Below are 24,124 nucleotides of genomic sequence, written 5' to 3'. Positions count from 1 at the left end.
GAGTAGATGTCTGCTCAGGCGCAACACGATTACCCCCTCAATTGTCCCACTGGAAAGTGGACGCTTATATCCACCATTCTGGCATCAAGTATGGCATTTATTGATAGCACTGCATTGAATGTTATCCTGCCGTCACTGCAAAAGGATCTATCAGCCACTGGTTCAGATTTGTTTTGGGTGCTGAATAGTTATTTGCTGATGCTTGCATCACTTATTATTGTAGGTGGCAGCCTAGGGGATAAAAGGGGTCGAGTAAAAGTCTTCAAGTTCGGAATTCTCATTTTTACATTAGGATCTGCAGCGTGTGGGCTGTCACAAGATATTTTTCAACTGATTATTTTCAGATCTATTCAGGGTATAGGTGGCGCTTTAATGATACCCGGGAGTCTCGCTATTATATCGGCAGTTTTTAGTAAAGAAGAAAAGGGAAAAGCGATTGGAACCTGGTCTGCAGCCACTACTATAGTGACCGTGTGTGGCCCGGTGCTTGGAGGTGCATTAGCGGATATCGGACTGTGGCGATTGATATTTTTCATCAATGTACCTCTTGGCATTCTGTCCTTTTTTGCCCTTCATTATAAGGTTCCTGAGAGCAAAGAGCCGGGAGCATCAAAAGTTGATTGGTGGGGTGCGGCGCTGCTTACGTTCAGTTTGGCCGCTCTGACTTTTGGGTTTTTGGAGATGCCTGAAATGGGATATCAACATCCGGTAGTAATTATCAGTTTGGCGATCGGCCTTATACTATTAGTTATTTTCATCACTGCTGAGAAGCGCGTGCATGAGCCCATGGTTCCTTTGTCTTTATTTAAGAACAAGACCTTTTCAGGAGTTAACCTTCTGAGTTTTTTCCTCTATGCAGCACTGGGAGCAACCATGCTATTCCTGTCATTAAACATTATTCAGGTGCAAGGGTATTCGCAATTTCAGGCAGGATTAACCTTCTTACCCTTTTCAGCAATGATGATTTTGGTGGCACGAAGAATGGGATCCTTGTCGGATAAGTATGGACCCAGGCGGTTTCTGATCATTGGTCCGGCTATAACGGGGGTCGGAATGTATTGGTTGTCTACGATCGGGATGACGGCTGGTCCGTCTGAATACTGGTCTACGTTCTTTCCATCTTTTTTAACGTTCGCTCTGGGTATGTCGATTACAGTAGTTCCCCTGACAACAGCGGTAATGGCTTGCGTGGATGAAAGTAAGTCAGGAATTGCCTCAGGCATCAACAACAGTGTGACGCGGATTTCGGGCACCTTCATAAATGCGATCTTGGGCGCATTTGCCATCTTCCTTTTTGCCAAATACGTTCAGGCAGATATTAATGCACTGGATATTTCAACGGAGCAAAAAGAACTCATTATAGAAGAAACCGCTCAGTTAGGAGAAGCGCTCGCTCCTGAACAACTTAAAAGTCCTCTCTCAGAAAATGTCAATCGTGTGTATGACATGAGCTTTATCAAAACTTATCAATGGGTTGAAAGGCTTAGTGCTGTATTAGCATGGATATCTGCATTGATAGCCGTATTTATGGTGGAAGGAAGAAAAGTAAGAACAGATTCAGATTGATTCTGTAACCTTCCTTCCATTTCCTTGTAACTTATCTGCATTTACCATCACAACCTGGTTGAATTTGGAGATAACAGACGAACAATTAATGTCCTGGGTAAAAGCGGGACAGCTGGATTATTTGAACGAATTGTTTAGTCGCTACAGTAAGCGCATCTACAATTACTTTCTAAAGTCCACGCTGGAACGAGCCGACAGTGATGACCTCACGCAAGAGCTTTTCATCCGAGTGATGAAGTACAGAAACTCTTATAAAGAAGGGCATTCTGTTCAGTTCTGGATCTTTCAGATCGCCAGGAATATGATCAAGGATCATTTCAGAAAGATGAAAATCCATAAAGATCAATTCAACCCGGTGGAGGTAATGCCGGAGGCAGAAGATGTGGGTGATGAAGCACTTTTCGAACGAGAGAAAAGGCTACATCTGGCAATGAAAGAATTGCCGGATGATAAACGTGAACTGTTGGTGCTAAGCAAATTTCAGGGAATGAAATATGAGCAAATAGCAAAGCTGAGAGATACAACAGTGAGCAATATTAAAGTACAGGTGCATCGCACCATTAAGGAATTGAAGGAAGTGTATTTCCAATTAGAGGAAATCTAAATAATAAAGTGATGGAAAATAATATCACAGATGAACAATTGATCTCACTCATCGAGGGTGAGCAAAACAAAGAGCTGGAATCTCAGATTGCAGAAGGTTCTACATTGAAAAAAAGATATGATGAATTGAAGGAAGTTGCTGAAGCAATCGAGAACTCAAACGAAGTTGAGGCTCCATACCATGTGGAAGCAGGGTTTCTAGCAGCACTTGCAAAAGAGAAAAACAAAAATGTTCAGTTACCATGGATGCAAATCGCGGCAGCTGTTGCCTTACTCATCATCGGTTTTGGAGTAGGAAAATTTTCCGGAGGAGACGCTTCCAGTGAGTTGGCGGAATTAAAAGAGGAAGTCAAGTCATTGAAAGAGGTAACCTTAACGACAACCCTGCAACGCCATTCAGCCAGTGAGCGAATCATGGCTGTGAATAGAATAGAGGAAAGAGGGACTGTTAACAGGGAGTTGATTTCCACCTTGATAACTACATTAAATACGGATGAGAGTCCCAATGTGAGATATGCGGCATTAAAGGCTTTGGAAAAGTTCATAAATAATGAGGAAGTGAAAGCTGAGCTAGTTAAGTCGCTGGAAACCCAGACAGACCCACTCATTCAAATTTCACTGATCACCATTTTGGTGGAGGCAGAAGAGCGAAGTGCGATTGCCCCTCTACGAGATATGATGGAAAAAGAAGAAATAGTACCTGAAGTAAAACAGCAAGCACAAGTTGCAATTCAGGTCTTAACATAAAAAATACCGGTACCAATTAATTATTAATCAAAATTCAAAATCAATATAAAATGAAAACGATCATAACAGGACTAATACTCTTAATGTGCTTTCATGTGAAGGCGCAGAAGACATTTAACTATTCAATTAAAGGAAATGCAGCAGAAACGTGGCTGGTGATAGAAAATCTTTCCTCAGACATTGTGATTGAGGGAACATCCGGAACGGAAATTAAAATAGAAAGCAAAAACTATAAAGGCTTGCCTGAAAAGGCGAAAGGACTAAAGCCCTTATCTGCAACCGGACCTGAAAATACTGGTGTTGGTCTTAGCATAAAGCAAGAAGGAAATACTATATCCTTATCTGGAGCACATCGCGAAGCAGACAATGCAGATTATGTAATGTATTTACCCAAAAACCTGAGAGTAAAACTGGATTACAACAGCTGGCAAGCAGGGGATGTAGTCATTAAAAACATGGCCGGGGAAATTGAAGCGAAGAGTCAGGTGGGAGATTTGGAATTCATAGATGTTACCGGACCGATTGTAGCACACACATTAAGCTCAGACCTTGAGGTAACGTTTACTTCTCTCTCAAGTACATCACCAACTTCTTTGAGTTCTACCAGTGGTGATATAGATGTCACATTCCCACCTTCTGTCAAGGGAACATTTAAAATGTCGACTGTTTCAGGAGGGGTGTATACGGGCTTTGATTTTGACTTTGGTGAAGATGCAAAGTTGAGCAGAGTAGGAGGCCAGAACGCAACCGGCAAACTAAACGGCGGTGGAGTGGAAGTTTCTCTGAAAACAGTGAGCGGCGATATCTACATCAGAAAAGCGGAATAAGATGAAAGCGATAAAAGGACTAATGATAATGCTGTGCCTGATAACCTTTGGGTTGTCAGCACAGCCAAAAAAAGTGACTGAGTCAGTTGATGTGACCGGCCAAAGCATGCTGGATCTGGAATTTGACTTTGCGGACGACATCATTTTTAAGACATGGGAGAAAAATGAGGTGATGGTGGAGGTGATGGTGGAAATAAACGATGGAAAAGACAATGATATCTTCACGCTCTCTTCAGAGAAGTCTACATCTACCATTTACATTGAGATGGATTCAGATATGTGGAAGAAGATCAGCAAAGAAAAAGACGGGAAGTGGAAGAATTGCAGTTACACGTCGACCATTAACTACACCGTTTATTTGCCTAAGAATTTAGCTGTTCGTGCGGAAACCATTTCAGGCGACTATGAATTCGAGTACTTCGGTTCAGAAATGAAACTGAAGACTATATCAGGAGCAATAGATGTCACCATACCGGCATCAAATGGCATGGATTTTAAAGCGAAAACGATATCCGGGGAGATTTATTCAGACATAGAGATTGAATATCCCTATGGTAAAGAAGGTCTCAGACAGATTGTCGGTCAGGATATTCACGGCAGAATAAGCAATGGTGGAGAGGAATCTTCTTTTGAAACCATAAGCGGAGATATTTTTTTGAGGAAAGGCTAAGTAGCTATTCTAAACAGCATGATGAAGCGATCTTAAGGATGAGATTGCTTCGTCATTCTTCCTCGCAATTACAGAAGTTATATTAAGCGCCTGCAGTTGTCTTTTGAGATCCAATATTAGATAATGTCATCGCCAGCGAAGCACGGTGATCTTAACATTGAGATGGCTTCACCTTCATCCTTCAGGTTCGCAATGACGAAAACAAGTTTATTCAGAGCTACAATTATTAGCCCTAATCAAACTAGAGTTACGTCATCGCGAGCGAAGCGCGGCGATCTTAAAATTAAGACTGAGAACCAAAATGCAGTTAATCAAACTGTTTACCATTTACTTATATCATCAAATAGATCTTTCCATTGAGGATTAAGCCGATTGATAAGATCAATTTTCCTTTGCCTGGACCCAGCCTTCAGTTGGTGCTCTCTAGAAATAGCCTCTTCGATTGAGTGGTATAACTCAAAATAAACAAGCTTAGTCAGGTTGTACCTCGCAGTAAAACTTCTTTTATATCTCTTTTCTTTGTGATCCACTATTCTTGGATATAGTTCAGATGTCACTCCTACGTAAAATGTAGTGTGGTTTTTATTAGTCAGAATGTAAACACCTCCTCCTTTTTCCATTTAAAGTTGGTTTTGTATTTAATGAAGATTGAGATTGCTTCGTCATGTTCCTAGAAATGATATGTTGTTAACATAACCTAACCGATAACGTCATCGCGAGCGAAGCGCGGCGATCTTACTATTGAGATTGCTCCACCTTCATGCTTCAGGTTCACAATAACGATTACAAGACAGATTGATATTATTTTTTCTCCCTCAAAACCACCAACCGATCATCCATTACTGTACCAATGAAAAGCAAGTCCTTGTAAGGTGCAGCCACACTACTGGCGGAAATAAACGACCCATCATTTTCATACAAGCTTTCCACCTCATCCCCATTCGTAATTTTGATTACTTCAGAAGGGGCTTTTTCTTTCTTACCACCGGCATAAGCAGCAAAGGCAAGTAAGTTTGGATGTGACCCTATCCATAAGTTTCCTTCTTCATCAAGCTCTATGTTATCTATGCCTGTTCCTACGCTCAGGTCACGATCAAAAGTGAGTGAACCCCCGTCTTCGATGGTATAATATTTCACCTTAAAGCTGCGAGGAGAAGCCACCAGCAGCTGATTTCGATCTTTGGAAATATTAATACCGTTTGCATAGGCGATCCCATCGGCCACCTCCTGATACCTTCCATCATAATACACGACATTGGAGACACCCAGTCCTAAATAGTTTTCAGCAAGTCGACCCCAATAACTGGTGTATCCATGATCATTGGTGAAGTAGAAGGATTCTTTATCAAGTGCCACTACATCATTGGGGCTGATCATGCTTTCATCACGAAAAGTAGCCATGTACACCAGGCTGTCATTCCCAAAAAGCTCAAACTTTTCGATCGTATGTCCACGAGCATGATTCACAACCAGGATTTGATAGTGTGCAGAGTCCAGCTTAAGCAAGCTGATGCCATGTGGATAGAAAGGCAGCTTGTAATTGGTAGTCAGCTGGATGGGTTCAAAGTTTCCGGAATCTAAATCAAGGTAGTATAGATGTCCTTGAGAGGGGTTGCCATCTCTCCTACCCATACGATCATCTTGTGAGATGATCATGAATCCATCCTCATAGTTGATGGTAAAGTCTTCAGCTCCTTTCATCGGAATCTCTGCAATAACCGCATAGCTTTCAGTGTTATTAACTTCGTGGAAGTAGCCGGTTGAGCTGAATGTGTAGAAAACAAATGCAGCGATCAGTGCCGCAATGACCAATAGGGTGAGTAAAAACTTTTTCATAGTGATTAAAGGTGTAATCCATAAAAGTAGAAAATCTTTTCTTTCAACATTAATCAGTCTGCTGATAATCTTTTGTGGATGCGGGGATGACGAAATTCAACTTCCCGATAAGCTATTAGAAGGCACGATCAATGGTGAAGAATGGAGCTATAAATCAGCTAATGGATATCTTGTTTCATCCGATTTACAATACCGTGTACGTTTTCTTTCCTCCGAAGAAACGGTAAAAGATCCCTGTACGCTACCGACTCCAACATTGGCGCATGTAAAAGCGATATTTCGTCCGGCTGAGCGGAGCTATTTTATAGCACCACAGGCAATAGATAACAACCAGGTGCAGGTATCTTTTGAAGTTTCCACCTCCCAAAACCTCATAGCCACAAGTGGCTTTATGGAAATCTATGCGATCGAAAACCAGGTGATCATTGGTTACTTACAAGCCTATTTGGATGACGATCATTCCGTAGAAGGATCTTTTCAAATTCGGTTGTGTAATTAGTTGATAGTTTAGTTATTTGTCAGGATATTATATTAGAGGCTGACATGAAACACTATTTTATTCTTGCTTTTATTGCACTTTCTGCGTGCAAAAGCACACACGATAGCATTCAAGTGACCCCTGAAAGACGATCTGGTGGATCATTTAAACTGGACCCAAGGCTTGCATACAATTACCATACTAAAGAAAAGATTCCTACAGATCGTTTTCTTAAAATGGTACAGGGAGGAGTTTTTACTGTTCATCCTGAGTTTGATAGTTACGGAAAGGTCGCTAAGTTCTACTACGATACTACGGGTCATAAAGGACCTCTTGATCCTCCTAAGGTTCTTGAAATTGGAAAGCCTTTTCCAGAATTTAATGTGACAACTATCAACAAAGAAAAAATCAGGTTTGATGAGCTGAAGGGAAAACACATGGTTGTACGATTCGAGCTGTTCCCTGATAATTACGATTTTTCGAATGATGCGTTATTGGACTTGGAAGATGAGATGTCCATTTTTGGGTCAGACCTAGTGGGATTGATGATTTTTAGAGGTTCTGATAGTCCTTTAAAGTCGTTACAAGTCCCGGGAACAACGTTTGATTATTTCATACAGAATAGTAATTTTTTTCATCGATATGGTGTAACCAAAATACCAACCACTGTGGTAATTGATAAAAAGGGAATAGTGGTAGGTCTCTTTGAGTATGAAGAAAACATTGATCTTTCGATTCTGGAATGACTAATTGATTTTTGATAAACTACTGAATTATTAAACAGCATAATGAAACGATCAATAAGACTTTTCTTAGCAACAGTTTTCGTCTTGAATATTACAAGTATCCAAGCACAGAAGATATATGAAAAAAAAGCGACAAGTAATTTTCAAATAGACCCTAATCGGGTTTACAATGCGCATACTGGGAAGAAAATAGAACCAAAGAAGTTCATTTCTATGATACAGGGGAAACCATTTAGTATAGATACTGAAATCGATAGCTATGGAAGAATAGCGAAGTTTTTATATGACACAACGGGAAGGACTTTCCTAAAGCAACCAGAAGAAAACTTTGAAGTCGGCGAATTATTTCCGCCATTTAATATTACGACTGTCAGAAAAAGAGAGCTTAGTTTTGATGAGCTCCGTGATAAAAAAGTGGTCGTGAGGTTCGAGATGTTTGCGGATAAGTATGATTTTTCAAACCAAGCTTTAAGGACACTTGAAAATCAAATGAAAGCAGGCAAAGACGAATATGTTGGTGTTATGTTCTTTCATGGCATTCAGGAGGAATTGGATACGATAGACACGAAAGGCACAACCTTTCACTTAGTTCTTCAGGGGGTCAACTTTCATCAGCGATACGGAATCACTAGCTTTCCTACAACCATACTCCTTGATGAGCAAGGGGCAGTTACAGAGATATTTAGAGGAAGCGAGAAGGTTGATTTGAAATCACTCAAATAAAAAAAAGGGAGCAATCGCTCCCTTTCTGTTTCTTAAGCCTCTGCTTCTATTGCTTCTTCCACGTCTTCATATTCACTCAGCGGCAAACAGCTACACATCAGGTTTCTGTCGCCATAGGCACTGTCTACCCGGCTAACTGACGGCCAGAATTTATTCTCTTTCACGTATGGAGCTGGGAAGGCTGCCTTTTCTCTAGAGTATGGATACTTCCACTCATCTGCAACCAACACCTTGTACGAATGAGGCGCATTTTTTAGTGGGTTGTCTTTGGCATCTGCTACTCCATCAATCACTTCTTGTACCTCTGCTCGAATAGCAATCATGGCATCACAGAATCGATCCAGCTCATCTTGAACCTCACTCTCTGTAGGCTCAATCATCATGGTGCCCGGTACCGGGAACGAAACCGTTGGTGCATGAAACCCATAGTCGATAAGGCGCTTCGCAATATCTTCTACCTCAATTCCCGACTTCTTAAAGTCACGGCAATCGATGATCAGTTCGTGCGCATTTCTTCCTTTATCATTTGCGTAGAGTACCGGAAAATCATCTTTTAATCTTGCAGCGATATAGTTTGCATTCAGGATCGCCATTTTTGTAGCGTTAGTCAGCCCGTGTGCTCCCATCATCGCAATGTATGCGTGAGAGATTGGGAGAATACTCGCACTACCATAAGCAGCAGCAGAAACAGCCGGGTTGCTGTTGTGCTCTGTTACATGACCAGGCAGATATGGGGTCAAATGTTCAGCAACACCGATTGGTCCCATACCTGGGCCGCCCCCACCATGAGGGATACAAAATGTTTTGTGGAGGTTTAGGTGACACACATCCGCACCGATAATGCCGGGAGAGGTTAGCCCCACCTGAGCATTCATATTTGCTCCATCCATGTACACCTGTCCGCCATTTTCATGGATGATGTTGCAGATCTCAATGATTTCTTCTTCAAACACCCCGTGAGTGGATGGGTAGGTTACCATCAGGGCTGCAAGCTCATCTTTATGAGCTTCTGCTTTTTCTCTAAGATCCTCAACGTCGATGTTACCGTTCTCGTCACACTTTACAATCACTACGCGCATTCCTGCCATCACTGCACTGGCCGGGTTTGTTCCGTGCGCAGATGATGGAATTAAAGCCACATTTCTGTTAGGCTGTCCGGTTCCCTCCAGGTAAGACTTGATCACCATCAGGCCGGCATACTCTCCTTGTGCTCCGGAGTTTGGCTGGAATGAAACAGAATGAAAGCCTGTGATTTCCACTAACCAGTCGTGCAGCTCATTGATCATGACACCATATCCTTCTGCCTGATCTTTCGGTGCAAACGGGTGAATGTTTGCAAACTCAGGCCAGGTTACAGGGATCATCTCTGTAGTTGCGTTCAGCTTCATCGTACATGACCCAAGAGAAATCATGGAGTGCACCAATGAAAGATCTTTGTTCTCCAGATACTTCATGTAGCGAAGCAACTCATGCTCCGAGTGATATTGATTGAAAATGGGGTGTTCGAGATAAGGAGTTTTTCTTCTTAATGAAGAGGGGTACTCAACCTCAAAATCTTCGACGATTGGTGCTTCAAAAGCGTTACCCAGTCTTGCGAAAAGCTTCACCACCTCATTAGCGTCTGCTACTGTATGCGATTCGTCAAATGAAATGCCCACACCATCATCAAAGTACCGGAAGTTGATTTCGCTTCTGTGACTTAATTTTTTTAAATGAATGATTTGCTCAGAGTCAAGCGGAATTCTAAGCGTGTCAAAGAAATACGTATTCTGATTTTCAAACCCGTATTGGGCGATGGTATTTGCCGTCTCTTTTGCTAAACCATGCGTTCTGGCTCCAATTTGCTTTAGTCCCTCAGCACCATGATACACAGCATACATGCCTGCCATTACTGCAAGGAGCACCTGCGCAGTACAAATGTTAGATGTTGCTCGCTCTCTTTTAATGTGTTGCTCCCTGGTTTGAAGGGCCATTCGATATGCAACATTTCCGTGTGCATCTTTTGATGCTCCGATGATTCTGCCGGGGATCGATCTTTTGTAAGCATCGCGTGTTGCGAAGAATGCGGCGTGTGGACCACCATAACCCATTGGCACACCAAATCGCTGACTGGTGCCAACAACAACATCCACACCCCATTCACCAGGGGCAGTCAGCAACGTCAATGCCAAAAGGTCACTTGCGCATGCTGTAAAGACATTATTCTCCTTCGCGGCAGCCACTATTGGCGACCAGTCTTTTACGGCACCAGAATTATTTGGATACTGGAAGAAAATTCCAAAAATCTCCGGAGAGGAAATATCGGTATTGGCCAAATCAACAACCTCTAGTTCAATACCGAAAGGCAGAGCTCTTGTCTTAAGTACTTCCAGGGTTTGAGGAAATACCTCTTCGTCTACAAGGAATTTATTAGATGATTTTTTTTCTCCTTTTCTTAGTCCATAAAGCATGCTCATGGCTTCAGCCGCTGCAGTTGCCTCGTCTAGTAGCGATGCATTGGCTATTTCCATACCTGTCAGATCAATCACCATGGTCTGGAAATTGATAAGAGCCTCTAGTCGTCCCTGAGCAATCTCAGCTTGATAAGGCGTGTAGGCAGTGTACCAACCCGGGTTTTCCATGATGTTCCGCTGAATAACCGTAGGAACCACACAGTTGTAATACCCCTGACCAATGAAGGATCTAAAGACCTTGTTTTTATCAGCCACCTTTTGCATTCGATTCAGGTATTCGAATTCATTTAAGGAAGGCGGAAGGTCTAATGGGGTTTTCTTTAAAATTGGCGCAGGGATGGCTTCAGAAATAAGCTCATCTACAGAAGATAACCCAATGGCTTCCAACATACTGGTAACCTCCTCATCGGAAGGGCCATTGTGGCGTCTTTCAAACTCTACGCGATCATTCAGATTCAATTTCATCAGGGACTTGTTTAAGAGGCCGCAAATTTACTTCAAGGCACTCACTACAAAAAGTATTTTATCGGTAACCATTAGTGTAATTGTATAGTTTGGCCGAATCAAAATTATTTAGTTTTAGGCCTGATTTTTAACACGTTATATCAAAATGAGAAAATTTACTTACGCACTGGGCTTATTAGTAGCGATTGGACTATTTGCACAGGATAAAACGGCAATGAAGTTTGCAAAGACAATTACTGCCAATGATTTGAAAGAACACCTTTCAGTATTGGCTTCAGATGAATATGAAGGTCGTGAGACCGGGAAGAAGGGACAAAAAATGGCAGCAAAATATATCGCAGATCATTTTAAGTCGTTAGGGTTTGAAGCTCCGGTAGATGGATCACACTTCCAAAAATTCAATTTGACCGAAGCGACCATCGGAAATGTGTACTTCCGAAAAGGCGAGGAAAAAAAGATAGGGTTTGAAAATTTTGTTTATTACTCAAGTGCGGAAACTTCAGGAGAAGAGTACATTCAGTTGATTATGGCTGATGAGGAAAATGAAGACCTGGATTATGAGGGGAAATACATTGTATATGTAGCCGAACAACTGGGAGGATTACAGGAGAAAGCCCAGAAAGCAGAAGAAGCCGGCGCGGCAGGTGTATTCTTTGCTTTGGAGAACGAGGATGAATTTCAGTCAATGATTACAAGGTATGGCCCATACTTGAAACGTCCATCTTTAAAAATGGAAGGAAGAGACAACAGCGCCACAAAGCTGGTGATTGCCAATAAAGAGCTGGCCGGATGGTTATACGAAAAAGCGTTTGAAGAAATAGAGGCAGGAGAGACTGCAACGGTGATCTTCAATGCGGATTATCTGGATAAGCCGGTGGAAACAGAAAATGTACTTGGCTTCTTAAAGGGGTCCGAAAAGCCCGAAGAGGTTTTGGTGATTACCGCACACTACGACCATGTAGGGATAATAAATGAAGAAATCCACAATGGGGCGGATGACGATGGGTCAGGAACGGTTTCTGTTTTAGAGATTGCAGAAGCATTTGCACAAGCAAGCAAAAAGAAAAAGGGACCTAAGCGAAGCATACTGTTCATGACCGTAACTGGTGAAGAAAAAGGACTTCTTGGGTCACAATATTATACTGACACAGATCCTATATTTCCATTGGAGAATACTGTAGCAAACCTAAACATTGACATGGTGGGAAGAATTGATGATGCGCATGCGGATAATTCGGATTACATCTATGTGATTGGTTCTGATAAATTATCTACGGAGCTTCACGAGCTTTCAGAGGAGGTTAACAGCACATACACGAATCTGGAGTTGGATTACACCTACAATGATGAAAATGATCCAAACAGATTCTATTATCGTTCAGACCACTACAACTTTGCAAAGAACAACGTTCCGATTATATTCTACTTTAATGGAACACATCCGGACTATCACAAACCGACTGATACGATAGAAAAGATCGCATTTGATACAATGGAGAAGAGAGCGAGATTGGTTTTCTATACAGCATGGGAAATAGCAAACCGCGAGGAAAGAATAGAGGTAGATAAGTAAGAGTGGGAGAGTTGTGAGGAAATTGATCATTGTGGGGCATTCGCCCCACAAGATCTTTTCAACCAGCTATGGAAAGAAAGACTAAAAAATCCATCTTTCTAATACAATTATAATTATTTAATGTGGTTTCCATGAAAGTTTTGGTTTAAAAATATCGCTAAAACTGTTTTATCATGATTTTACACCTCTAAAAACGTTGATTTTGAGCTGGTTATGATCTTTATTTTTGAGACAAAAGGTTTCTCAATCTCAACTCAAGAATTGTAGATTTGGCCTAAAATGTCGGAGAAAGAAAGTTTGGTTTCCATTATAGTCATATAAATTCTTAAAATATTAACAATGTATTTGATTAAAGGAGCACATATCGTTAATGAGGGTAAGGTTTTTACCGGAGATGTACTGATTAAAGAAGACCGTATAGAAAAAGTTGGTGACAGCTTGTCTGTGGAGGAAAATTGTCAGGAAATCGATGCAAACGGGTTGCATTTATTTCCGGGAGTGATTGACGATCAGGTGCATTTTCGAGAACCGGGACTTACACATAAAGGCGATATTTTCACTGAATCTCGGGCTGCAGTGGCCGGAGGGGTCACGTCTTTTATGGAGATGCCCAATGTAGTGCCTCAAACAATCACGCAGGGGCTGTTGGAAGCGAAGTATCAAATAGGAGCAAAAAATGCTTTGGCAAACTACTCCTTCTACATGGGGAGTACGAATAATAACCTGGATGAAGTGTTAAAAACAGATCCGGCATCTGTCTGCGGCATCAAAATATTCATGGGTTCCTCTACCGGGAATATGCTTGTGGATGATCCTCAAACATTGGAAAATATCTTTAGAAATGCTCCTATTCTAATTGCAACTCACTGTGAGGACGAAGCAACCATTCAGGCAAATACCGAAGAATATGTAGAAAAATACGGAGAGGAAATACCATTTAAGTATCACCCGATTATTCGAAGTGAGGAAGCGTGTTATCTATCTTCATCGAAAGCCATAGAGCTAGCTAAAAAGTGCAATACGCGTTTGCATATCCTGCATATTTCAACAGGAAAAGAAACCAACCTTTTTACCAATGAAATACCTCTGGGCCAGAAGCGAATAACCTCCGAGGCATGTATTCATCATTTGTGGTTTTCCGATCAAGACTATGATGAAAAGGGAGCATTTATTAAATGGAACCCTGCAGTGAAAACAGCCAATGATCGCGATCAGATATGGAAAGCATTGCTTGATGATCGCATAGATGTGATTGCAACGGACCATGCACCACATACCCTCGATGAAAAACAAAATCCGTACATGAAAGCTCCTTCAGGGGGTCCGTTAATTCAACATACACTTACTGCGATGTTGGATTTTTATCATGATGGTAAAATAACTCTTGAAAGAATCGCCGAAAAGATGTCTCATGCAGTAGCAGAGTGCTTCGAAGTAAAGGAGCGAGGTTATATCCGAGAAGGATATAAAGCAGATTTGGTATTGGTAGACCTAAACAAGCCATGGACGGTAGAGAAAGGAAATATCCGTGCAAAATGTGGCTGGTCACCTTTTAATGGGCACACATTCAAATCATCGATTGAGAAAACATTTGTATCCGGCCACTTGGCTTACACTGATGGCAAATTAGATGAAAGTCGAATGGGTCAACGACTTGCTTTTGATCGAAAATAAACGTTTGCAGATTTATACAGAGGTATTACCTTTGCACTCCTTTTCGGGATTACCTGAAATATACGGTGGTTGTAGTTCAGTTGGTTAGAACGCCTGATTGTGGTTCAGGAGGTCGCCGGTTCGAATCCGGTCTTCCACCCAAAAATTTGGAACAAATTTTTGCCCTGACAAGCTTGTCTTCGTCAGGGCTTTTTATTTTCAGCGGATGTACTTCGTATATATACTACACTCCAAGTCTTGTAATAAATATTACAAAGGCCAGACCAACGATCTTGATGATCGCCTTAAGAGGCACAATTCAGGGTATGAAAATACTACATCCATGTGTAGGCCATGGAAAATGGTCTGGAACACGAGAAAGGAAACAAGGGCAGAAGCTGTTGCGCTGGAAAGAAAATTGAAGAATTTGAACAGAGAACGACTGGAAGCTTTTATGAAAAAATATTCTTAGGAGTCTTCCATCAAGGCGCAAGGCCTTGATACCTTCCCTTGGTCGGTACCACAAAAATTTGGAACAAATTTTTGCCCTGACAAGCTTGTCTTCGTACCCTGTCCTGACAGGTCTGCCTCGTCAGGAAGTGCTTTTTATTTTCAGCGGATGTACTTCGTATATATACTACACTCCAAGTCTTGTAATAAATATTACAAAGGCCAGACCAACGATCTTGATGATCGGTTGAAGAGGCACAATGCCGGGTATGAAAATGCTACATCCAAGTGTAGGCCATGGAAAATGGTCTGGAACACGAGAAAGGAAACACGGGCAGAAGCTGTTGCGCTGGAAAGAAAATTGAAGAATTTGAACAGAGAACGACTGGAAGCTTTTATGAAAAAATATTCTTAGGAGTCTTCCATCAAGGCGCAAGGCCTTGATACCTTCCTTTGGTCGGCACCACAAAAATTTGGAACAAATTTTTGCCCTGACAAGCTTGTCTTCGTACCCTGTCCTGACAGGTCTGCCTCGTCAGGAAGTGCTTTTTATTTTCAGCCGATGTACTTCGTATATATACTGCACTCCGAGTCTTGTAATAAATATTACAAAGGCCAGACCAACGATCTTGATGATCGCCTTAAGAGGCACAATTCAGGGTATGAAAATGCTAAAGCATAGTTGACAGTTAGCTATCCCCTACTAACGTCTTCTTCATCAAAAAGAGGAGGTTTTCAATTCATCTTTCTTTACAGAACGCCCCATTTTTCCAACCCACTTTTTGGATATAAGTGAGAATAGGGGACTTCCAATAGCAGAAGGCAAAAGCCATAAAAGCCATTGATAAGAGCTATTAGGCATAAATAGATTAGGATTCTGAACGGCAAAAGCAGTGATCGCTGCGATATAGCTTCCCCCCATTGCACCTATATGCTGTTTGATCCACCATGTTTTCTCCATTTCAGGCTTTTTGATAAAAAACCTAAGGTCCTGAAAACCTGAGTGTAGGGTGAAAAACCCAAATATGAAGCACAAAAACGCGAGTATTGGGTTTTCAGTGTTGAGAAACAGATAAACGGCATAAATCATAAGGCCGAGCCCGAAAAGGAGTGTAAGGGCTGCTACAAACCAATCATACCATTTTTCAGTCCCTACTTCTTTTCTTTTTAACACCCTCACACCGGAGAAAGAGGCATAAAAAGTAAGTACTGCTATGACCATCAAAAATGCGCTAAACCGATAGAAAAGAATGATGCCCCAAGCACTAAGACATATCCACCACATTGCTCCAACATAAATCCTACCCAGCATGATATGATTCTTGTTCCCCTTCCGACGTAGTATTTGAACAAGCCCGAGAAGAAGCACAGTCCCGCCACAAAGGATATGAGATATAAGCAGAAACTTTTCCATTTGCTTTTTTAGCAATTCAAATGGATAATTATACAGTTTAAAAAATTCTTGGACTGAACTGTTGATTTATCAGGATGAATTGTAGATGGAGAACTAATTTGACTTTATGTATCAGCTTTTATCTCGGATTTCCAACAAATACTTTAGCAAACACAACCACCATCTATTTAAGTGGGGATTCAATCTCTCACCAATGTATAGAAGGACTACAGGACGTGTTACGAAAGTTTCACCGGAATTTATGAGGGTGGAAATAAAGATTCCAATTTCATATAAAAACAAGAATTATGTGGGGACGATATTTGGAGGCAGTCTTTTTGCAGCCACAGACCCCATTTATATGGTGCAGCTCATTCAAATTTTAGGAAGAGAATATGTGGTTTGGGATAAATCCTCAACGGTTAAATTCAAACGTCCGGCCTCTTCAGATGCATATGCCTTATTCCAGTTTACTGAGGACGAAATCAACAACCTCAAATCAAAGATTGCTCACGAAAAAGAAATGGACCTCACCAAAATGGTTCATTTAAAAAGCAAAGAAGGTAAAGTCTTCTGCGAAATAGAAAAAGTACTTTATGTGGCAGATAAGGAGTACTACAAGCAGAAACGGAAGACAAAACCTAACTCTTGATCGGCATACGTTTAAATTCTTTTGTTCGATCAAAAAGGTAACGATATGTGTGATGAGTCTTCACCACATCACCGCCAACCTGCTCTACCACTTTGATCATTTTTGGATTAAAATCGCCAATCCAATTCATTTCCAGCTGCTCGTATCTTGTGTATGTTTCCTGCACGACATCTCTTATTGCCATAATCAAGGCACCATCCACTCCTTTGCCCTGATGCTCCGGGGAAATGCCAAACACTAGCCCGATCATTTTCTTGTTGGTCTTCATCAGTTTATGGTAAAGAAACTTGAGTTTCCCTATTAAATCCAGCTTTCCGTTCACATGTTTGAATACCTGGTTCAGCTCCGGGATATTGATATAAAAACCAACCGGTTTATCCTTATGGTATCCGAACCACATGATCTTTTCATCCATGATTGGCCTCATCTTTTTGATGATTGCATTGGCTTGTGCAGAGGTCATTTCAGCCACACCGGGGTGTCGTGCCCAAGCATCATTATAAACCGTTCTAAAATCCTCGGCGTATTTTTTTAGCTTCTTTTTTTCAATGTGCCTAAAAGAATAGTTTTTATCTTTTTGTGCAACCTCGGCTTTTTCATACAACCGGTCACTTAAAGGGTCCATAACCTGACGACCAAACGTAAACTGCTTGAAGTATACTTGAAACCCATAATTTTCAAAAAGCTGCTGGTAATAAGGAAAATTGTAGTTGCACTGATAATTTGGTGGACGATCAAACCCATCGACTAAAAGGCCCCACCAGGTATCACGATCTCCAAAATTGATGGGACCATCCATGGCCTCCATCCCTCGCTCCTCCAACCATTTTTTACCTGTATCCAAAAGCAAGGTTGCCGCATCCTGATCATCAATACATTCAAAGAAGCCAACACCACCGGTCGGTTGGTCATTGTCTTTGTTCATGGTTTTCTTATTGATGAAAGCGGCAATACGACCCACTGTTTTGTTATCATCATTTTTAAGGACCCACCGTGTGCATTCACCATGGCGGAAGAATTTATTCACATTCGGGTCAAAAACTCCATTGATATCTTTATCCAGCGGACGAATCCAGTTTTTCTCATTCTTGTAAAGTCGAACGGGGAACAGTAAGAACTCTTGAGCTGTTTTTTTATCCTTAACTTCAATTACGCGCATTGACACAAAATTTTTGGCAAATAAAACACTAATCTAACATGAAGAAAATTGGAATATTAGGATCGGGGGTTGTGGGACGCACCCTCGCCGATGGATTTATCAAACATGGATACGAGGTAAAAATCGGAACCAGAGACGAAAGTAAGCTTGAGGACTGGCTAAAAGAGGCAGGAAACAAGGGGAGTACCGGATCATTTGAAGCTGCAGCAGACTTTGGTCAAATAGTGGTTTTAGCTGTAAAAGGCCATGCCGCCTCGGATGTTTTGAAAATGGCTGGGCAAGGAATTGATGGAAAAGTAGTGATTGATGCAACCAATCCAATCGATGAAAAAGCAGGTCCGGTAAACGGGGTGTTGCAATTTTTCACCGACATCAATCGATCCCTAATGGAAGACCTACAGGAATCTCATTCTGATTCCCATTTTGTGAAATGCTTTAGTTCGGTAGGGGCACATTTGATGGTGAATCCTGAAATAGGTGGAGGGCAGAAACCCACCATGTTCATTGCCGGGAACGATGATTCAGCAAAGCAGGAAGTGACAACAATCCTTGATCAATTTGGTTGGGAAACCGAAGACATGGGTAAAGCGGAAGCAGCACGGGCGATAGAGCCACTGTGTATGCTTTGGTGCATACCCGGCTTCAAAGACAATAAATGGTCACATGCTTTTAAACTACTGAGATAATGAGAAAAAGAATAATTGTTACGGGTGGAAACAGAGGGATTGGTAAGGAAATCTGCAGACAGCTGGTAGATCTTGGACACGATGTTGTACTTACAGCGAGATCAGTAGAAAAAGGAGAAGATGCAGCCATAGAGGTCGGAGCAAAATTTCGAGAACTAGATGTCTCTAATGAAGAAAACATCCGAGAGTTCGTTCATAAATATAAAGATGAGATCGGTGAATTGGATGTATTAATCAATAATGCAGCGATCATGGTCAGCGATGGAAAAGACGTGCTTGATATTGATCTTGATGTTGTTGAAAAAACAGTTCGGACAAATGTTTATGGACCCTGGCATCTTATTCAGCAGTTATCTCCACTGTTGGAAAAATCGGATGATGGTAGAGTTATTAATATTTCCAGTGGTATGGGTGCAATAGATGACCTGAGTGGTAATCACCCATCGTACCGAATATCTAAAACAGCCCTAAATGCACTCACGATCATGGCACATGATAGAATCGGAGCAAGCGTAAAAATAAATTCCATGTGTCCAGGGTGGGTTCGTACAGACATGGGAGGAGATGGGGCTTCCAGGCCGGTTGAAAAAGGAGCAGAAACAGCGGTGTGGTTAGCTACTGCAGACGAGATTCCAAATGGAAAATTTTTGAGGGATAAACAGGTGATTAGCTGGTGATCAACAATTGATGGTGTCATTGCAAACACCATTGATTAGGTCTTCGGATGCCTCTACACCATTTATCAAAATGGTTTCTCCATCCTTAACAAAACCGATAAGATATCCCTTCAGCCTATTGCTGATTTCAGGCAGTGCATCGTTCACGATATATTGATTTTCTCCAGAGTAGAGAGTAAGTGAACTTACCTCGTCTGGGTTTTCCACCACAACCCAGGTGTAAAAGTCCTTAATCACAATATTTACACCTGCTGCAAGAATGACTGAGTCTATTCGAATTTGATTTGACCCATCAGATATGCTTTCGTAAATAGCAATGTTGTACTCGTCAGAAGCAAATTCGCCATTAGGAGGGGCGATACAAGAAGCAGCTGCACAGCCTTCATCATTGCATCCGGAGAGGCTAACAATCAAGAGACATAGGAAAAAGAGATTTTTCATCAAGATCTATTTTTATCATAGACACCTAATGTATGAAATCAGTTGAGCATTGTAGAAAAGATTTAATCTACTTTAACAAATGAATAGTCATCCAAGTCCCAATCAATGACCAATCCCCTTCCCACGCCCTTAGCCACTTGGACGCCATATAAATGATGGACCAAATAAAGAGCTACATCATATGATTTGGCTCCACCAGCAGAGGTTAGCAGATTGTCATGATGAATGAAAGACACGTCTTCATGCACTTTTAGTGTAGGAAACGTCTTACGATATCGATCAATATCAGATGGAAAAGTGGTGGATTCTTTGCCTTCCACTAAGCCTGCCTTTGCCAAAACAAATGCTCCATCGCAAAGAGACATGACATAGTCGGCTTTTGATCCGGTTTCAGATACCCACTGAATAAGTGTTTCATTTTCAAGGTCTGAGTCCATGTTGTGTTCAGCACTGGGCACAACCAAAATGTCTATTTCAGGTATGTCTTTACTGTTAAATGAGTAATCCGGTAGTATTCTCAGTCCCTCGAATGAAGTTATTGTATCCATTGTCTCAGCAACAGTAAACACTTGAATGCCTCCTTCAGTATGAAAAACAGTGTGCTGAAAGATGTCATAAGGAGCCATTAGCTCAGAGTTATAGACTCCATCGATCATCAAAAAGGCAGCATTGAATGATTGCCCTTCTGCAACAGGCTCAATGGTTATTTGCTTTTTTTCTTTTGGTGCGTTGCAACAGATCAGCCCGGCAACACACAGAAATGATACAAATACTTGCTTCATGTGTTAAAGATATGCACACATCATTGAAGAATGTTCAAAAGCCTTTTTATGTACTGAAATGCATTTTCAATCAGCTTTATATTCGATTAATTTAGCCTTGCACCGAAAATATAAGATTAATGCTAACCTCCCCACCTTCTTTTTCCGACATCAAACGCGCACACCAGCGCATTGCAAAGTACATCTACAACACGCCGGTAATGACCTCTGCCAATCTGGATGAATTGGCAGGGTGTAAGATGTTTTTCAAATGTGAAAACTTTCAGAAGATTGGGGCATTTAAGATGCGTGGGGCAACAAATGCGATATTCAGCTATCGACCGGAAGATCGCACTAATGGGTTTGCATGCCACTCATCGGGCAATCATGGTCAGGCGGTTGCATTAGCGGCTAAGTTGGCGGATTCAAAAGCCTATGTTGTGATGCCAAAAGGAGCACCACAGGTCAAAGTTGATGCAGTGAGAGGGTATGGTGCAGAAGTGATACTATGCGAGCCCACCGAGGAATCACGAGAGTCCACTTGCAATGAAGTAATCGAGAAAACCGGAGCGATTCTCATACATCCTTTCAATGATTATAACATCATCGCAGGTCAAGCTACCGCATCGAAAGAACTAATCGAAGAGGTGGAAAATCTGGATGCCTTGATCGCTCCTGTAGGGGGTGGTGGACTTGCTTCAGGAATGTCACTCGTGTCTCATTTCCTCGACCCGAATTTAGAACTGTATGTAGGAGAGCCGGAAGAAGTGGATGAGTGCTACCGGTCGCTTAAGAATGGTAAAATGGTAGCCAATAAAACAGCCAACACCATCGCTGATGGATTGAAAGCATCCATCGGGCCGAAAAATTTTGAGATTTTGTCCGAACACATCAAAGAGGTCTTATTGGTTTCAGAGGAAGAAATTATTCGAGCGATGAAGCTGATCTGGGAGCGGATGAAAATCGTTATCGAACCTTCTTGTGCCGTTCCTTTTGCAGCTATCTTAAGAAACCCTACAGTGTTTGAAGGTAAGCGTGTGGGCATTATTCTTACGGGAGGAAATGTAGACCTCACCAAGCTTCCATTCTGATGTCCAGAAAAATTTTTGTCATCTGGAACCCCTTTGCCGGAGGTAAAGCACTTAAGATTTGTAAAAAACTATCTGAGAAACTTCATGAACTGCAGATAGAGTATCAGGTATTCGACACGAATGAAAGTAAGAGTGCAACGAAGACCATAACAGAATTTTTGGACTCCTCTTTTACGGACTTGATCATAATTGGTGGGGATGGTACCATCAATGAGTCGGTGAATGGATTGAAATACGATATTCCGGTTTCTATCCTTCCGGCAGGAACCGGAGACGACTTCATCAAGAATGTTTCGATTGGCAAGACACTTAACGAGCAAATCGCGACTGCAATCAATGGAACGGTTAGGCAAATTGACTTAGGTCAGTGTAATGATCGAAAGTTCGTGAATGGTGTGGGCATTGGTTTTGATGGTCAGATTGTGGAAGACATGGCAACAAAACGTGTCCCATTGCTAACCGGCCATGCCGCCTATTACTATCATGTACTCCGCATTTTGGGAGGCTATCGAGAGCGAAGTTTTGATTATCAAATTGATGACCAACCATCTCAAAATGATCTAATCCTACTCACCATTGGTAATGGAACCACTTTTGGAGGAGGTTTCAAATTGATGCCTGAGGCAAAGGTTGATGATGGTCTTTTAGAAATTTGCGAAATAGGAAAAGTATCCGGATTGAGAAGGTTTCTCAACATTCATAAACTATCAAATGGAACACATGGGTCACTGAAAGAAGTCAACTTTTATAAAGCTAAAAGTGTCCTTGTAAATGAGAATGCGATGCTTTTTGCCCATATCGACGGTGAGCGTATGGGTCAACCTCCGTTTGAGATTAAAGTGTTGCCGGAAGCGTTAAAAATTAGGATGTTATGAGATTGAGTTTTTGCATGATATTGATGTCGTTTCTTTTTTTGATGGGGTGCGAAAGCGACTCACTAGAAGGAGATCGCCTTTTGATAAGAATTCATAATTCCAGTGGTCAGATTTTCGAATCAGTTTATGTCAGCAGCGGAGATTCAGATAATACCTATTTAAATATCACTCCTGGAAAATTTTCAAACTATCAACCCTATGAAATTGCTTATCGCTATGGTTATGTGAAGGTCATCTCGTCAGATAAAGAATATGTGATTCAGCCATTCGACTATGTTGGTGAAACACCATTGGGAAATGGGAGATACACATATGCTTTATCTATAGAGTCTGAAAATTTATCCTTGCAGTTTATTGAGGATTAGACTATCCATGAAGCGAATATGCTGATGATAGTGTTAAGAAGAGGATTGATTATTTTGTGTATCACAAACAAGTGGATTTTCGTAGAATTAATAAAAGATTGAAATGAAAATCATCGAAAAATATCAGGAAGAAATACAAGACCTAGCAATTAAAAGCGCTCACTACATCGGTGACTTTGCCATTCGAATAAGCTTTAGTGATGGAGCTGAGAAACTGGTTGATTTCAAACCATTTTTGAATGCGAATAATCATCCAGAAATTAAAAAGTACGAGAAGGAAGAAAATTTTAAGCAGTTTAAAATTGTGAACGGCAATCTTGACTGGAATGATTTTGAATTGTGCTTTCCATTTGAGGACCTTTATCACAATACAATTCTGCACGAAGAATCATCAGCTATTTCCTAAACCTCGCTCTCTTCTTAAACCTCAAATACGCCCATACTGTCACCGCGATCACTCCCAGACTGATAAACTGCGAATGTGAAAGAACACCCTCAATAATATACCCTCGTTCCTCATCACCTCGAAAAATTTCAATAATTCCTCTTCCCACTGCGTATAGAATGATATAAATGAAAAAGAGCTGCCCTTCAAACCGGTTGTGTCGTTTTAGCATGAGCAGCACGATAAGAATACCAAAAATCAATGTCGCAGAATAGAGCTGAGTAGGGTGAAGAGGGGTATTAAGTGGCTCTGCCTGCGAAATTGGATCTGTAAATGTTATACCCCATGGTACATCCGTTGGCAACCCGTGGCAGCATCCGGCAAAGAAGCACCCGATTCTTCCTAATCCATGTATGATACAAGCAGTGATCGCCAGACGATCCATCAATGGCCAAAGTGGCCATTTCTCTCTTTTGAAATACCATACGATTAGTGGAACAGCGAAAAGCAGCGAACCATAAAAAACGAACCCGGTACGGAAGTTTCGCTTCATGTTTTCCCAGCTGCTGAAATAATATCCGGGATCTTCCAGGTAGAAAAGGAGTTTACCGCCAACAAACGCAGAAATTATAACCAGAATAGCCAGGTTCTGAATTTTATCCCTCTCTATTCCTAGGTCTTTTTTGGCCGTGTAGGTCATGTAAAAAAAGCCTAGAGTAGCCCCCAGCATAATCATAAAACCATACGTATGAATGGTGAAATCGCTGATTGAGAATAGTTCTGGATGCATTAATGTTTGATTTTCGTTAAGTGAAAATAGGGGAAAATACCAACAGATTTAAACGCCTT

The 24,124-nt window shown here is 41.4% G+C and carries 28 protein-coding genes and 1 tRNA gene; 21 read left to right on the top strand and 8 right to left on the bottom strand.

Annotated elements, in window-relative coordinates; all coding sequences use genetic code 11:
* The first annotated feature begins 6 nt into the window (after positions 1 to 6).
* From ACQK2H_RS01145 to ACQK2H_RS01125, 5 genes are all read left to right on the top strand, one after another.
* Positions 7 to 1,566, top strand: a complete 1,560-nt coding sequence (locus ACQK2H_RS01145) for an MFS transporter (protein WP_425389639.1) — start codon at positions 7 to 9, stop codon at positions 1,564 to 1,566.
* Between the two features lie 64 nt (positions 1,567 to 1,630).
* Entirely contained in the window at positions 1,631 to 2,170 is a 540-nt protein-coding gene (locus ACQK2H_RS01140) for an RNA polymerase sigma factor (protein ID WP_425389638.1), read from the top strand.
* An 11-nt stretch (positions 2,171 to 2,181) separates the two neighbouring features.
* On the top strand, positions 2,182 to 2,916 hold the full coding sequence (locus ACQK2H_RS01135; protein ID WP_425389637.1) for a HEAT repeat domain-containing protein: 735 nt from the start codon (positions 2,182 to 2,184) through the stop codon (positions 2,914 to 2,916).
* A gap of 50 nt (positions 2,917 to 2,966) precedes the next feature.
* Positions 2,967 to 3,743: a DUF4097 family beta strand repeat-containing protein gene (locus ACQK2H_RS01130; RefSeq protein ID WP_425389636.1), complete on the top strand. Its 777-nt coding sequence runs from the start codon at positions 2,967 to 2,969 to the stop codon at positions 3,741 to 3,743.
* 1 nt (position 3,744) lies between these two features.
* Positions 3,745 to 4,413, top strand: coding sequence for a hypothetical protein (locus tag ACQK2H_RS01125; protein ID WP_425389635.1), 669 nt, complete (start codon positions 3,745 to 3,747; stop codon positions 4,411 to 4,413).
* Positions 4,414 to 4,733: 320 nt separating this feature from the next.
* Here the strand turns inward: ACQK2H_RS01125 and ACQK2H_RS01120 are convergent, their stop codons facing one another.
* Positions 4,734 to 5,033, bottom strand: coding sequence for a GIY-YIG nuclease family protein (locus ACQK2H_RS01120; protein ID WP_425389634.1), 300 nt, complete (start codon positions 5,031 to 5,033; stop codon positions 4,734 to 4,736).
* A gap of 181 nt (positions 5,034 to 5,214) precedes the next feature.
* A complete protein-coding gene (locus tag ACQK2H_RS01115) occupies positions 5,215 to 6,249 on the bottom strand; it encodes an SMP-30/gluconolactonase/LRE family protein (protein WP_425389633.1) in 1,035 nt (344 codons plus the stop codon).
* A 1-nt stretch (position 6,250) separates the two neighbouring features.
* Here ACQK2H_RS01115 and ACQK2H_RS01110 point away from each other — a divergent pair, with 1 nt between their 5' ends.
* From ACQK2H_RS01110 to ACQK2H_RS01100, 3 genes are read left to right on the top strand one after another with little or no spacing between them, the layout of a single operon-like run.
* Positions 6,251 to 6,748, top strand: a complete 498-nt coding sequence (locus ACQK2H_RS01110; protein ID WP_425389632.1) for a hypothetical protein — start codon at positions 6,251 to 6,253, stop codon at positions 6,746 to 6,748.
* Positions 6,749 to 6,792: 44 nt separating this feature from the next.
* Entirely contained in the window at positions 6,793 to 7,473 is a 681-nt protein-coding gene (locus ACQK2H_RS01105) for a TlpA family protein disulfide reductase (protein ID WP_425389631.1), read from the top strand.
* Positions 7,474 to 7,515: 42 nt separating this feature from the next.
* Complete coding sequence (locus ACQK2H_RS01100) at positions 7,516 to 8,196, top strand: TlpA family protein disulfide reductase (RefSeq protein WP_425389630.1); 681 nt, start codon at positions 7,516 to 7,518, stop codon at positions 8,194 to 8,196.
* Between the two features lie 32 nt (positions 8,197 to 8,228).
* Here ACQK2H_RS01100 and gcvP read toward each other — a convergent pair whose 3' ends face one another.
* Entirely contained in the window at positions 8,229 to 11,114 is a 2,886-nt protein-coding gene (gene gcvP / locus ACQK2H_RS01095; RefSeq protein WP_425389629.1) for an aminomethyl-transferring glycine dehydrogenase, read from the bottom strand.
* A 145-nt stretch (positions 11,115 to 11,259) separates the two neighbouring features.
* Here gcvP and ACQK2H_RS01090 point away from each other — a divergent pair, with 145 nt between their 5' ends.
* The 6 genes from ACQK2H_RS01090 to ACQK2H_RS01065 all read left to right on the top strand — a co-directional run bounded on the left by ACQK2H_RS01090 (position 11,260) and on the right by ACQK2H_RS01065 (position 15,472).
* A complete protein-coding gene (locus ACQK2H_RS01090) occupies positions 11,260 to 12,687 on the top strand; it encodes a M28 family metallopeptidase (RefSeq protein WP_425389628.1) in 1,428 nt (475 codons plus the stop codon).
* Between the two features lie 339 nt (positions 12,688 to 13,026).
* On the top strand, positions 13,027 to 14,361 hold the full coding sequence (locus ACQK2H_RS01085; RefSeq protein WP_425389627.1) for a dihydroorotase: 1,335 nt from the start codon (positions 13,027 to 13,029) through the stop codon (positions 14,359 to 14,361).
* A 64-nt stretch (positions 14,362 to 14,425) separates the two neighbouring features.
* Positions 14,426 to 14,501: transfer RNA gene (locus ACQK2H_RS01080), tRNA-His, on the top strand.
* 65 nt (positions 14,502 to 14,566) lie between these two features.
* A complete protein-coding gene (locus tag ACQK2H_RS01075; RefSeq protein WP_425389626.1) occupies positions 14,567 to 14,812 on the top strand; it encodes a GIY-YIG nuclease family protein in 246 nt (81 codons plus the stop codon).
* Between the two features lie 147 nt (positions 14,813 to 14,959).
* On the top strand, positions 14,960 to 15,205 hold the full coding sequence (locus tag ACQK2H_RS01070) for a GIY-YIG nuclease family protein (protein WP_425389625.1): 246 nt from the start codon (positions 14,960 to 14,962) through the stop codon (positions 15,203 to 15,205).
* Between the two features lie 147 nt (positions 15,206 to 15,352).
* Complete coding sequence (locus tag ACQK2H_RS01065; protein ID WP_425389624.1) at positions 15,353 to 15,472, top strand: GIY-YIG nuclease family protein; 120 nt, start codon at positions 15,353 to 15,355, stop codon at positions 15,470 to 15,472.
* 36 nt (positions 15,473 to 15,508) lie between these two features.
* Here ACQK2H_RS01065 and ACQK2H_RS01060 read toward each other — a convergent pair whose 3' ends face one another.
* Complete coding sequence (locus tag ACQK2H_RS01060; RefSeq protein WP_425389623.1) at positions 15,509 to 16,204, bottom strand: hypothetical protein; 696 nt, start codon at positions 16,202 to 16,204, stop codon at positions 15,509 to 15,511.
* 106 nt (positions 16,205 to 16,310) lie between these two features.
* On the opposite strand from ACQK2H_RS01060, the gene ACQK2H_RS01055 reads away from it, so the two are divergent.
* On the top strand, positions 16,311 to 16,835 hold the full coding sequence (locus ACQK2H_RS01055; protein WP_425389622.1) for a DUF4442 domain-containing protein: 525 nt from the start codon (positions 16,311 to 16,313) through the stop codon (positions 16,833 to 16,835).
* On the opposite strand, the gene ACQK2H_RS01050 is transcribed toward ACQK2H_RS01055, so the two are convergent.
* Positions 16,825 to 17,994 carry a hypothetical protein gene (locus ACQK2H_RS01050; RefSeq protein ID WP_425389621.1) on the bottom strand — a complete coding sequence of 390 codons (1,170 nt, stop codon included), beginning with the start codon at positions 17,992 to 17,994 and terminating at the stop codon, positions 16,825 to 16,827. The two genes, ACQK2H_RS01055 and ACQK2H_RS01050, sit on opposite strands and share 11 nt — an antisense overlap.
* 38 nt (positions 17,995 to 18,032) lie before the next feature.
* Here ACQK2H_RS01050 and ACQK2H_RS01045 point away from each other — a divergent pair, with 38 nt between their 5' ends.
* Together ACQK2H_RS01045 and ACQK2H_RS01040 are read left to right on the top strand one after the other, a co-directional pair.
* Positions 18,033 to 18,680 (top strand): NADPH-dependent F420 reductase, encoded by a 648-nt coding sequence (locus ACQK2H_RS01045; protein WP_425389620.1) that lies wholly within the window; start codon positions 18,033 to 18,035, stop codon positions 18,678 to 18,680.
* A complete protein-coding gene (locus ACQK2H_RS01040) occupies positions 18,680 to 19,357 on the top strand; it encodes an SDR family NAD(P)-dependent oxidoreductase (protein WP_425389619.1) in 678 nt (225 codons plus the stop codon). The genes ACQK2H_RS01045 and ACQK2H_RS01040 overlap by 1 nt, the downstream gene beginning before the upstream one ends.
* Here the strand turns inward: ACQK2H_RS01040 and ACQK2H_RS01035 are convergent, their stop codons facing one another.
* Together ACQK2H_RS01035 and ACQK2H_RS01030 are read right to left on the bottom strand one after the other, a co-directional pair.
* Positions 19,358 to 19,798 carry a hypothetical protein gene (locus ACQK2H_RS01035; protein ID WP_425389618.1) on the bottom strand — a complete coding sequence of 147 codons (441 nt, stop codon included), beginning with the start codon at positions 19,796 to 19,798 and terminating at the stop codon, positions 19,358 to 19,360.
* 62 nt (positions 19,799 to 19,860) lie between these two features.
* Entirely contained in the window at positions 19,861 to 20,580 is a 720-nt protein-coding gene (locus ACQK2H_RS01030) for a DJ-1/PfpI family protein (protein WP_425389617.1), read from the bottom strand.
* 119 nt (positions 20,581 to 20,699) lie between these two features.
* On the opposite strand from ACQK2H_RS01030, the gene ACQK2H_RS01025 reads away from it, so the two are divergent.
* From ACQK2H_RS01025 to ACQK2H_RS01010, 4 genes are all read left to right on the top strand, one after another.
* Positions 20,700 to 21,650, top strand: coding sequence for a threonine ammonia-lyase (locus ACQK2H_RS01025; protein ID WP_425389616.1), 951 nt, complete (start codon positions 20,700 to 20,702; stop codon positions 21,648 to 21,650).
* Positions 21,650 to 22,525 carry a diacylglycerol/lipid kinase family protein gene (locus tag ACQK2H_RS01020; RefSeq protein WP_425389615.1) on the top strand — a complete coding sequence of 292 codons (876 nt, stop codon included), beginning with the start codon at positions 21,650 to 21,652 and terminating at the stop codon, positions 22,523 to 22,525. The genes ACQK2H_RS01025 and ACQK2H_RS01020 overlap by 1 nt, the downstream gene beginning before the upstream one ends.
* Positions 22,522 to 22,890 (top strand): hypothetical protein, encoded by a 369-nt coding sequence (locus tag ACQK2H_RS01015; protein ID WP_425389614.1) that lies wholly within the window; start codon positions 22,522 to 22,524, stop codon positions 22,888 to 22,890. Before ACQK2H_RS01020 ends, ACQK2H_RS01015 begins: the two co-directional genes overlap by 4 nt.
* 103 nt (positions 22,891 to 22,993) lie before the next feature.
* Positions 22,994 to 23,296 carry a DUF2442 domain-containing protein gene (locus ACQK2H_RS01010; protein WP_425389613.1) on the top strand — a complete coding sequence of 101 codons (303 nt, stop codon included), beginning with the start codon at positions 22,994 to 22,996 and terminating at the stop codon, positions 23,294 to 23,296.
* On the opposite strand, the gene lgt is transcribed toward ACQK2H_RS01010, so the two are convergent.
* Complete coding sequence (gene lgt, locus ACQK2H_RS01005; protein ID WP_425389612.1) at positions 23,286 to 24,065, bottom strand: prolipoprotein diacylglyceryl transferase; 780 nt, start codon at positions 24,063 to 24,065, stop codon at positions 23,286 to 23,288. The two genes, ACQK2H_RS01010 and lgt, sit on opposite strands and share 11 nt — an antisense overlap.
* Between the last annotated feature and the right edge of the window lie 59 nt (positions 24,066 to 24,124).

The organism is Ekhidna sp. (assembly GCF_965228795.1).
In the GTDB taxonomy this organism is placed as follows: Bacteria; Bacteroidota; Bacteroidia; order Cytophagales; family Cyclobacteriaceae; genus Ekhidna.
This window is presented reverse-complemented; position numbering and strand designations above follow the sequence as displayed.